Source organism: Mongoliitalea lutea (genome assembly GCF_014652135.1).
GTDB lineage: Bacteria > Bacteroidota > Bacteroidia > Cytophagales > Cyclobacteriaceae > Mongoliitalea > Mongoliitalea lutea.
Map to the genome: position 1 here is coordinate 14,874 of NZ_BMYF01000019.1, position 11,161 is coordinate 26,034.

The following is an 11,161-nucleotide window of genomic DNA, read 5'->3' on the forward strand; positions in this document are numbered from 1 at the left end:
AAATTAAAGATTTTTCAGATTTATTTAATAAGTCTTTATTTTTTGATAGATTTGATGTGATAAATGATTGCTTACAATTATTCATGTTATGAAATTAAGTACAAAAGGCATTTTTAATATATTTTACAGCTTGATCTTTTTCGTTTTGTTATTTACTTCTTGCACCGTAGACAGATTAGAAAGTCAAGAAGTTGTTTATGAAAATGATTTCTCTACACTTGATTTAAATGGTATTGTAAATGCAAAACTATTTGTTTTCCATGGAGATACATTACTGGGCTTTTTCAACAATGAAGAAACAACTTTAACAATCAATGATCTTCCCGGTCATAATGTAGTGAAAATAGAAGTCGAAATTCTCATTCATGATAGTTGGGATGGAAATGTTAACGATGGGTTTAATGGACCTGATTTTTGGTACATGAAAGTGGATGATAAGGAAATTTTTAGAACAACTTTTTCCAATTCTCCTTGCGAGTCTACTTTTTGTTTGAGGCAATCGTATCCCCATAATTTTATGAGACAAAACTTCCCAAAGGAAGGTGCCATTCAAACAAATTTGCCAGGCCTATGTATTTTTGGTGCTTTCCAAAATTATACTACTAGGTATATGGTAGTTCAATTAATCTCTCATACAGACAGAAATGTTTCAATAACCTTTGGAGATGAACTATTTCAATTTGAAAATCCTAATCCAGTCTGTGATGAAAGTTGGTCAATCAATAAAATTAAGGTAACCACTATGGTTGTAATCTAATGCGATGAAAAATCAATGTATAACTATTCTTTTGGCCGCCTATGGTTTTTTGGGGTTTGGGTATCTTTCGGAGTCACTTGGGCAAACGCTTCCAATTCATACTCCTGTCTTAGAGGAATATATTCGAAGAGCACAGCTCCTTGGTAAAATAGATGGACAATCTTCTTTAAGTATTAGACCACTTTTCCCTGTTTACGCTTTCGATAGATATACAGGATTTGATTTGGATAGTACATTTCAAGATTTAGACAACTCTTCATTTAATGAGAAATTCACTAAAAATGGAATTGAAGGAGTTTTGTTGGCGATGCCCATAAGTATCCGTAGCCAATACAATTCAGAGTATGCTTTTGGATTAAATAACGGCGCAATGGTACCTAACAGAGGCCTTCAAAATGTGATTTCGGGAGGGTTATATTTTCAATATGGAAAATTTAGCTTACAATTACAGCCTGAAATACACTTAGCACAAAATAGAGATTTTTTGGGATTCCCTATTGAGCACCAAGCTACTATTCTATACTACTATGAATATATGAATAGGATTGATATGCCTGAAAGAATGGGAACAGCACCAATTAACCGTATGTTGCCAGGACAGTCAAGCATCCGTTTCAATTCGCACGGTTTTTCAGTAGGTTTATCTACTGAAAATTTGTGGTGGGGACCTTCAAGAAAAAACTCACTAATTTTGAGTAACAACGCTCCTGGTTTTGCTCATATTACTCTGAATACAACCAAACCTAAACAGACCCTCATTGGTAGTTTTGAAGGACAGCTAATACTTGCAGGGCAATTACGGGCATCTGGTTACTTACCGCCTCACTCTGATGTTTTAATTCAGCAAACAAGTGTACTATGGCCTAAAAGAGAAAATGGAGACAGAAACCTTTCTGGAATAATATTTAGCTACCAACCAAAATGGGTACCAGGTCTATTTTTGGGATACTCTGCCACAAATAATGTGTACACCGAAGATATGGAAAACCTCGGAGATCACGTTCCTTTTTTTAATGGACAGAAACGATTAAGTAATCTCCCAAACCCTGCCACTGGTAGAAGACAGCAATTTAGTTCTGGGTTTTTTCGTTGGATGAGTCAAGAAGGTCATTTTGAATTCTATGGAGAGTATGGAACAAATGGAAATAGCAGACGTTTTGCAGATTTTATCATTACCCCAGAAAGAAATAGAGGCTTCACTTTAGGCTTTTCTAATTTAGTGCCTTTGAAAAAAAGTGATACTTTTCTACAAATCAGCGCTGAAATGACCCAAACTGGTCAGACTATTCGCGAAAGCATACAAAATTTGGACACTTGGTATATCCACGATCACGTAAGACACGGATATACACACCAAGGACAAGTACTAGGGTTGGGTTATGGACCTGCTGCGAATGTCAACTGGATTGAATTGGGTTGGGTGAAAAATTTCAACCGGGTAGCTTTTCAGTTTGAACGAATTGTCTACAACAACGACTTCTATTACTTTCGCTTCGAAGCTTCCAAAGATTGGAGAATCAAGTATGTGGACTTAGTACCAGCATTAGTGGCCGATTGGAGATTTGGCAACTTATTAGTCAACACACATGTGCGCTATGTCAACACCCTCAACTATACCTGGTTTTTAGAAAATCAGCCGGACAGCTACTTTGTGCCCGGCTTGGATAGAAACAATTGGGTAGCCACAGTTGGATTAGCTTATATCCTCAAATAGGTTTTTATTTCTTCTTAAATTCGAAGGTCATACCTCCTTGCTTCAAGAGCATCTTATCTGAATCAGGTGAGAATTGAAGGGTTAAACTCGCAGGGCTAAAGCTGAAAAGATAGTCTCCTTCATAGGTAAGAGGAAAAGAAGGTTGACCCGTTGCTCTTCCAATTAATTTTCCACCCTCTAGGCTTAGAGATATTTCCATCTTTAACCATCATAGCAGCGCCCATCATTTTATCTGCATTGACCAGCGCATCAAAATAGCTGTTGAGCTTCTCTTGGTCCAGTGACTGTCCATACGACGTAACAGTCAAAACCATCCAAATTACAAGAAGAGTTAAATATTTCATGGTCTTAAAATTTTAAACTCCGGTTAGGTACCTTCCTAACAGGAGTTTAAATATACGTTAATCCAATCTACTTCTCTCTTCTGAACTCCCGGAACGATTGGCAATTCTGAAATTTTCTCCTTGAGCAAACTTATAACGAAGCGTGAAGCGAACTCCTTGGGTATTTCTGTATTGTCTGAACTGCGTATCAATGTTATCAAATTGAACATTTGCTCGGATAATCTGAGAGGCAAATAGGTCTGTCCCATTGACAGTTAAGCTCAATTTTTCTTTCATAAAGTTCTTGGAAATACCTGCATCCACCCAAGCAAAACCTTTGATAGTGGCCTGTCCATATTGCGCCGGACTGATATACATCCCCACTATCTCAGCTTTGAATCCCGCTGGCAATGTGAGGTTATGTTGGGTTCTGAAGGTAAGTGATGTCTGTGCTACATCCAGTAATGCATCACCAATCATGGACTTCCATCGGGAATTAGTCACCTGCAGCATGTGATTAGAATTCCACCATTTGGCTATTTCCACAGGAATCATAGTCCGGAAATTGAAATTCTGTGACTTATCCAAGTTGCTAGTAAAGGTCGTAGTCGTACGGGTTTCTTCGTCTTGCAAGAAGATTTGTTGGAATACATCATTGGTCAAGGAATACGAAAGGGTAAACTGATACGCATTTTTGATTACATGATTCATTTCCAAGTTATGGGCAAATTGAGGTCGAAGGTTAGGATTTCCCTGCTCGGTAGTCAATGGATCAATGTAAAATACAAATGGATTTAACAAACGGTAATTGGGCCGCGCAATCCTTCTGTTAGCATTGTATATGATTTGATAATCTTTGCTGATGGCCTGCTGCACAGATATGCTAGGGAATAAACTCAGGTAATTTTGATTATCCACTCGATCTAATGTCAAGGAAGTACCTGTAATATCCGAATACTCAGCTCTCAGACCCGCATTGAACGAAACTTTTTCAGAGAATTTACTTCTATAATTTGAGTAAGCTGCCAATACATTTTCTTCATAGATAAACTGATTGCTATTGGGGTCAGGCGTAAAAGGCTCTTCCTCTACCGCTTTAGCCAAGTCTAGATTATTATCTGACTTTACCCAGCTTCCTTTGACACCGGTTTCCAATACTCTACCTTTTCCAAATGGTTTGGTAAAATCAACTTTGGCTGTAAAAATCCGATAATCCATATCATTTAAGGTGCTGATAAAGTCTCTGGAAACATTCACTGGTTCATTGATCCAATTGAAGTTACTCAGCAATCCTTCTGAATTGGAGCGCATCCGCGTAAAGTCAATATCAGAGGTAATTTTAGTGCCGAGGGAATCCAATATCCCTACATAATGTAAGTTTCCAAATAGCCGTCTATTTTGTGAGTTCTCATCATTTTCTGAGCGGATAAAAAACATATTCTCCGAACCTGGATTATCAATTGCAGTCACTGAGTTACCAAAATTGCTCCCATTGTTTTGCGAAGCTTGTACACTGGCACCTATGCTATGCTTATCATTGATCTGATAATCTGAGCCGCCTGTGAAGAAGTAGCTTTTGTTGCGCATGGTAATCAAACTCTCTTGATCAAATCTGGAGACTCCTTGGTCTAATTGAAAGTTACGGGTAATGTTGAGTTCGTTGACAAAATTGAATTGAGAATGGTTGAAACTGGCTGTATTGGTCCACTTTCCTTTTTTCACATTGAGAGAAACTCCAGCATTGGGGCTATAGAGGCCATTGTACATACCGCCTACATTGACGTTGCCAAACATCCCGTCAATGTTATTCTTTTTCAGACGAATATTGATGACGCCGGCTGTACCTTCCGCATCGAATCGTGCAGAAGGATTATTGATGATTTCTATACTTTTAATATTATCGGCCGGCATGGAGCGTAAAAAATTTGCAAGATCCGTAGAAGACATGTAGGTCGGTCTGTCATTGATCATCACAGTTACGCCCGGTCTCCCATTCAAATTGATAGTATTGTTTTCATCGATATAGACACCTGGGGAGCGACCGATGACATCTAGAGCCGTATTTCCTTCGGCCAAAACCGTTCCTTCTACATTTACAGTGGTTTTATCTGCTTCTACGATGATTTCAGGCCTACTGGCTTTTACCGTGACCTCTTGAAGGTTGCCCATTTCTTCCGAAACCCGAATCGCATCAAATGACTTAGTCGTTCCAGGTGCAAGGTCAAAAGGCTCTGACTTGAAGGTTTGATAGCCTATGGAAGAAATTACCAAAAGCATTTTCCCTGCATGAATAGACTCTATTTCAAAGGAGCCATCTTCTTGAGTCACATCACCTGTAAGTAGGTTTCCTGTTGCAAACTCTACGAGAGCAACGTTGGCAAATGGAACACTCTGGCCTTTTTCGTCCACTACTTTACCCGAAATGGTAGAAAGCTCTGTAGCAGCAAGATTGCTCAACCCCAAAAAAAAGAAGAGCAGGGAAGCAAAAATTGATTGGAAAGTATTCATAATCGTGTTGGTTTAGATTGTTATCATGTACCAACAGCAGTGAAAATTGGATGCCAATTCAAAAAAACACCTCATACGGGCTTTAAAAGCTATTTTTCATTAAAACGCATCTTAAATGTGTACACTATCGAACAAAAAATGTGTACGCTAGGAGTACAAAAAAAGCCTTGAGATTTCTCCCAAGGCTTCTTAACTATTTCTAACTGGATTATTTCGCAGCAGCGTATCTTTTGCTCACTTCTTCCCAATTAACCACATTCCAGAAAGCACCTACATAGTCAGGTCTTCTGTTTTGGTAGTTTAAGTAGTATGCATGCTCCCATACATCCAAACCAAGGATTGGTGTACCTTTCACGTCAGCTACATCCATCAATGGGTTATCTTGGTTAGGAGTAGAACTTACCACCAATTCACCGTTAGCGACAGACAACCAAGCCCAGCCGGAGCCGAATCTTGTAGCAGCAGCCTTATTGAATTCTTCTTTGAATGCATCAAAAGAGCCAAATTTTGCATCAATTGCAGCAGCCAAATCACCCGTAGGAGCGCCACCACCGTTTGGAGAAAGGATTTCCCAGAAAAGTGTGTGGTTGTAGTGCCCACCGCCGTTGTTTCTAACTGCAGCGTTTGCACCTGCGTTTACCATCAATTCTTCCAATGACTTGCTTTCCATATCAGTACCGGCAATTGCATTGTTCAAATTAGTTACGTAAGCATTATGGTGCTTACCATGGTGGATTTCCATTGTTTTTGCATCGATATGCGGCTCTAGCGCATTAAAGTCGTACGGTAATTTTGGAAGTTCAAATGCCATAAATTATTATTGTTTAGGTTAAAACGTTATTGATTGGCTTATTAAAAGCCACATCTTACCAACTTCACAAGCTTTTAAAAAGTTCGATTTCCATCAAAAAAGAAAAGACTTTCTCCAGTGCACTACAAAAAGATTTGAAAAAGCCCGGGGTCCCATAACAATCCTATGAACCATTTTTATTTTATTGCGTGTTGTTAAAGCATTATGAAACTTTAGGGGTGCCTATAAGGCTGAGATCAAACCCTTTGAACCTGATACGGGTCATACCGGCGAAGGAAAAAGTTTATTTCTAGGACAAGTGCAACTTGTAGTTTAGACTTTTGGCTTCCCCTTCTGTTTCTTCCCAGTAATTAACTTTTAAAGAAAAAATCATGCAACACATTAGTGCCTTAATCGCCAATTTAAAAACCCAATCTCCCCTTGTTCAAAGTATTACCAACTACGTGGTCATGAACAATACGGCCAATGCGCTTTTAGCTGCCGGTGCTTCCCCAATTATGGCTCATGCTCATTCCGAAGTGAAGGACATGGTATCCATAGTAGGTGCATTGGTTATCAATATCGGAACATTGGATGAATATTGGTCTGATAGCATGTTGCATGCTGCAGCGCATGCCCATGCTACTCAAAAGCCTTGGGTACTCGACCCCGTTGGCGCTGGTGCTACACCCTACAGAAATGGGCTATTGACCAAGTTACTTGCTTATAAGCCCAGTGTCATCCGAGGAAATGCTTCCGAAATCATGTCTTTGGCGAGTGTGAATATCAAAAGCAAAGGAGTAGACAGCACCAACTCCTCTGATGAGGCTTTGGATGCTGGTATTCAACTATCCAAGCAGACGGGGGCAGTAGTAGTGATTTCAGGTCAAGTGGACTATATTATTGATGGAGAAAGAGTGGCACAAGTCAAAAATGGAAATCCATTGATGGCCAAAGTAACAGGAATGGGCTGTACAGCTTCAGCAATTACTGGAGCGATGATCGCAATAGAAAAAGATTACTTTTTGGCAAGTACTGCTGCCATGGTTCTCATGGGAATAGCGGGTGATATCGCCTCAGAAAAGGCGGAGGGACCTGGCACACTTCAGCTTTATTTTTATGATGCCTTACATAACTTAACTGCCGAAGTGATTGAAGAGCGAATGATTGTAGCATATCCATGAATATAATCCAGTTTCCATACAGACTCTATTTGGTTACAGACGAAGCGCTCTGCTTGGGAAGAGATTTTTATTGGGTAGTAGAAGAGGCCTTGAAGGGTGGGGTAGATATCGTCCAAATCCGGGAAAAATCTCTTCCTTTCACCGAATTCGTAACAAAAGCTGAAAAATTGAAGACTATTTGTGACAAGTATCGTGTCCCATTAATCGTTAATGACTCCGTGGAAGTAGCAAAATTAGTGGATGCACATGGGCTACATGTAGGTCAAGAAGACGCCAATCTGGGGCATGCTCAGGAAGTCATTGGCCCAAACAAAATTTTAGGACTTTCTTTAGAGCGCATGGAGGATTTGGGAAAGCCATCTAGCGAGAAAGCTTGGTATTATGGCATCAGTCCCATTTATGCTACTCCTACCAAATCAGACACCAAAACCGAATGGGGCTTGCATGGATTGGCTCAGGTACGGAAAGCAACCACAAAACCATTGGTAGCCATTGGTAGGGTATCCTTGGAAAATGCAGCTAGTATCATCAGCCATGGAGCCGATAGCTTGGCAGTGGTATCGGGAATCTGCAGTGCCCCAAGTCCTGCGCATGCTGCAGAGGCCTATCGGAAAAAAATCGAAGAAGGATTAAAAGAGCAATTATGGTAAAAAAATACATACCCGTTCTCAGCATTGCAGGTTCGGACAGTGGTGGTGGGGCAGGCATTCAGGCGGACCTCAAGACTTTTGCTGCTCTGGGTTGCTATGGCATGACAGTCATCACAGCTACTACCGCACAAAATACTCAAGGTGTAAGGGATATATTTCCTATTCCAGCAGCTCATATTGAAGCACAATTGATGGCCATATTGGAAGATATTCCACCGAAAGCCATTAAAATAGGCATGGTGAATCAACCGGAGGTGGTGGAGGTACTTGCCAAAACCTTGAAAAGATATCCCCATATCCCCATAGTTTTCGATCCGGTCATGGTAGCTACCTCGGGCGATCGACTGATCGCTGATGGCACAGTATCCCTTTTGAAAGAACAGCTATTCCCTTTGGCTACTATGATTACGCCTAACCTAGATGAAGCCGCTGTTCTCACGGGTTACCAGGTGGACTCTGTGGAAAAAATGCATCAGGCCGGCAAGGATATTTTAGCCATGCAATGTAAAGCAGTCTTGATCAAAGGGGGGCATCTATTTACGCCGACGATCTACGATATCCTTTTTCAACAATACAAATCCAAGCAAAGCTATGAAAGCCCGTATATCCCAACCAAAAACTTGCACGGTACAGGTTGTACCCTATCCTCTGCCATAGCAGCAGAACTAGCAAAAGGATACACACTAAAAAAGGCGGTTGAAAAAGCAAGAATTTACGTACATGGAGCAATTGAATCCGGAAAAGACATTCAAACAGGCCAAGGAAACGGTCCATTAAATCATTTTTATAACCCAGAAAATCAGATTATCCATGAAGTGGAGTGAACAAGCTTGGGAGAGAATCACACCTCTCTTCAATAAAATAGTGGAAATGCCATTCAATCAAGAATTACTGAATGGAACGCTTCCCGTAGAAAAGTTTAAGTTTTACATGGCACAAGATGCCTATTACTTGGGAGAATTTGGGAGAGCTTTGAGCACTATTTCCGGCAGGATGGAAAAGATGGAGCATATCTTGGACTTTTCTCAATTTGCGGCAGGTGCTATCGTGGTAGAAAGAGCTTTGCATGAAAGTTATTTCAAAACGCTTGGGATTCCTGACAGCATTAATCCCAGCCCAAGTTGCTTGCTCTATACGAATTACTTGCTAAAAGAAGCAAAATATGCAGATGTAGCAGTGGCTGTGGCAGCAGTCCTTCCTTGTTTTTGGATCTACAAAAAAGTTGGGGACCATATTTATCAGCAACAAGCTGAGGTAAAAAATAACCCATACAAAAATTGGATTGATACGTATGCAGGTGAAGAATTTGCAGAATCCGTACACAAAGCTCTTACCATCAGCGATGAGTTAGCTTCAGAGGCAAGTGCCAAAACCCAAGAAGCTATGTTCCACGCTTTCGAAATGGCTAGCCGGCTGGAATGGATGTTTTGGGATAGTGCTTATCGCTTAGAGGAATGGCCGGTTTAACCGGCTTTCCTTCTATTTTTTAGAATTATCAAAAAGTAAAACCGCCTATTTCCGTAGGTTTTTGAAAAAAGCATCTAGGAGTGCTTTGGACTCTTCTGCCAATACCCCTGATTTTATCTTGGTTTTGGGATGCAAAATAGACTTTTCTAGTTGGGAATAACCTCTCTTCGGGTCTGAGGCTGCAAAGTTAACTTCTCCTATCTGAGACCAAAAAAGTGCTCCTCCACACATTACGCAAGGTTCTAAGGTTACAAATAACCTGCACTCATTTAGGTATTTTGCTCCTAAAGCATTGGAAGCTGATGTGATGGCCAACACTTCCGCATGGGCTGTGACGTCTGTGAGTTTTTCAGTTTGATTATAGGCTCTTGCGATGATTTTATTTCTGCAAACAATAACAGCTCCCACAGGAACCTCTCCCTCTTCAAACGCTATTTTGGCTTGCTTGAGGGCTTCATTCATATAAAATTCATCACTTTGATATTCCATAGGTACAAAGTAAAAAGGCACATTTGAAATCATGTGCCTTTTTGAAAGATTTTTTAGAAGCCAAATAGCTGGATAAATTCTTTTCGGACCCCTTCATTGATTATTAACGTCAAAATCAAGGAGACCAATAAGCCGAGTGTCGCTTTGATGATATCTTTTCTTGCCAAGGTATAGGCTCTATAGATTCTCGCCTTTCGCTTCTTCAACTTGGAAGATTTAGCATAGGCTATAGCCAACTCACGCCCACCCAATAATCCAATAAATACCCAAGTGGTACTCATAGGGATATTACTCGCCATTTTGAAGTAGAAAAGGATAATAGCGTACACAAAATCTACCAAGGTAGCCGCACGTACATCCGTTACTCGTGTTTTTTCATTGACAATAGACTGTATTCTGTCTCCTTTCAGGTAAAACAAAAATCCTAAGCCTATAAAGATGAATCCTGTGTAACCCAAGAACTCATAAATATTCAATTGTCTAGGTAAAAATACTGCAATATTAGCGGCATCCTGCATGATCCACACAGACCACAAAATACCAGAAGTAAACCACTGAACAATATACCAGTATGGTTTTGCTTCACCTTTTAAAAAGCTTTTAACAAAACGCTCAACCATGAACCATACAAAAATCGCAATCACAAATGCCAAAAGGTAACCCAAAAAGCTTTTTTTCATCACATCTATGATCGTGCCACCTTTGTAAGTAAATACATTCAAAAGCAAGAATGTAGTTGATACTGGCATACGCATCCGCGTCATTACCAATAGAACAATTGGTGCAGCTAATTGAAGGAAGACAAAACTTTCTGGTGCTTTGTCGAGACCAGGTACTTGTAGACGCTGATAAGAAACATCTCCATCGAATACTATCCAGCTATAAGTCACGGTCGCAACGAAGATCAAGCCCATAAATAGCCATAACCAATACCACTTACGTTGTTGATTGGATGCTATAAAGGTCCCGATAGTCTGAATACTATCGTTGGCAATGGCTGAATAAGCAGCTAATGCGAAGCCAAACCACATCGCTATGTATGTGTTTTGAGTTATAATCCCTGCAAAGGAAACTAGGATACATATGACTATCAGGAAAGTTTTTTCCTGCTTAGTAAAGTCAAAAAGTGCATAAGACACCTTAGACAAGGCATCTTGATTGATGTTTTGGTCGATTTTCTTGGCCATTCGAAAGCTAGAGAAGGTACACTTCGCTGCAAAGTTAACGAAGATTATTTGGTAGCCATATTAATTTATTGTTAAGTGATGGATTAATCTAA

The 11,161-nt window shown here is 40.1% G+C and carries 11 protein-coding genes and 1 riboswitch; of the genes, 6 read left to right on the forward strand and 5 right to left on the reverse strand.

Annotated features, from left to right (window positions below):
- Nucleotides 1-88: 88 nt before the first annotated feature.
- Together IE080_RS14485 and IE080_RS14490 are read left to right on the forward strand one after the other, a co-directional pair.
- Entirely contained in the window at nucleotides 89-757 is a 669-nt protein-coding gene (locus IE080_RS14485; protein ID WP_189584075.1) for a hypothetical protein, read from the forward strand.
- Nucleotides 758-761: 4 nt separating this feature from the next.
- Nucleotides 762-2,471 carry a capsule assembly Wzi family protein gene (locus tag IE080_RS14490; protein WP_189584078.1) on the forward strand — a complete coding sequence of 570 codons (1,710 nt, stop codon included), beginning with the start codon at nucleotides 762-764 and terminating at the stop codon, nucleotides 2,469-2,471.
- Nucleotides 2,472-2,590: 119 nt separating this feature from the next.
- On the opposite strand, the gene IE080_RS14495 is transcribed toward IE080_RS14490, so the two are convergent.
- From IE080_RS14495 to IE080_RS14505, 3 genes are all read right to left on the reverse strand, one after another.
- A complete protein-coding gene (locus IE080_RS14495; protein WP_189584081.1) occupies nucleotides 2,591-2,815 on the reverse strand; it encodes a hypothetical protein in 225 nt (74 codons plus the stop codon).
- A gap of 57 nt (nucleotides 2,816-2,872) precedes the next feature.
- Nucleotides 2,873-5,302 carry a TonB-dependent receptor gene (locus IE080_RS14500; RefSeq protein ID WP_189584084.1) on the reverse strand — a complete coding sequence of 810 codons (2,430 nt, stop codon included), beginning with the start codon at nucleotides 5,300-5,302 and terminating at the stop codon, nucleotides 2,873-2,875.
- A gap of 208 nt (nucleotides 5,303-5,510) precedes the next feature.
- Complete coding sequence (locus IE080_RS14505) at nucleotides 5,511-6,113, reverse strand: superoxide dismutase (protein WP_189584087.1); 603 nt, start codon at nucleotides 6,111-6,113, stop codon at nucleotides 5,511-5,513.
- Nucleotides 6,114-6,317: 204 nt separating this feature from the next.
- A riboswitch (TPP riboswitch) is annotated at nucleotides 6,318-6,408 on the forward strand.
- 76 nt (nucleotides 6,409-6,484) lie between these two features.
- Here IE080_RS14505 and thiM point away from each other — a divergent pair.
- Genes thiM through tenA form a run of 4 tightly spaced genes read left to right on the forward strand, consistent with a single transcriptional unit; the run spans nucleotide 6,485 to nucleotide 9,393 of the window.
- On the forward strand, nucleotides 6,485-7,276 hold the full coding sequence (thiM, locus tag IE080_RS14510) for a hydroxyethylthiazole kinase (protein WP_189584090.1): 792 nt from the start codon (nucleotides 6,485-6,487) through the stop codon (nucleotides 7,274-7,276).
- Nucleotides 7,273-7,926, forward strand: a complete 654-nt coding sequence (thiE, locus tag IE080_RS14515) for a thiamine phosphate synthase (protein WP_189584094.1) — start codon at nucleotides 7,273-7,275, stop codon at nucleotides 7,924-7,926. Before thiM ends, thiE begins: the two co-directional genes overlap by 4 nt.
- Nucleotides 7,920-8,750: a bifunctional hydroxymethylpyrimidine kinase/phosphomethylpyrimidine kinase gene (thiD, locus tag IE080_RS14520; RefSeq protein ID WP_189584096.1), complete on the forward strand. Its 831-nt coding sequence runs from the start codon at nucleotides 7,920-7,922 to the stop codon at nucleotides 8,748-8,750. The genes thiE and thiD overlap by 7 nt, the downstream gene beginning before the upstream one ends.
- Nucleotides 8,737-9,393, forward strand: coding sequence for a thiaminase II (tenA, locus tag IE080_RS14525; RefSeq protein ID WP_189584099.1), 657 nt, complete (start codon nucleotides 8,737-8,739; stop codon nucleotides 9,391-9,393). The genes thiD and tenA overlap by 14 nt, the downstream gene beginning before the upstream one ends.
- A 45-nt stretch (nucleotides 9,394-9,438) precedes the next feature.
- Here tenA and IE080_RS14530 read toward each other — a convergent pair whose 3' ends face one another.
- Nucleotides 9,439-9,882: a nucleoside deaminase gene (locus tag IE080_RS14530; RefSeq protein WP_189584103.1), complete on the reverse strand. Its 444-nt coding sequence runs from the start codon at nucleotides 9,880-9,882 to the stop codon at nucleotides 9,439-9,441.
- Between the two features lie 53 nt (nucleotides 9,883-9,935).
- On the reverse strand, nucleotides 9,936-11,069 hold the full coding sequence (locus tag IE080_RS14535) for a hypothetical protein (RefSeq protein WP_189584106.1): 1,134 nt from the start codon (nucleotides 11,067-11,069) through the stop codon (nucleotides 9,936-9,938).
- Nucleotides 11,070-11,161: the final 92 nt, after the last annotated feature.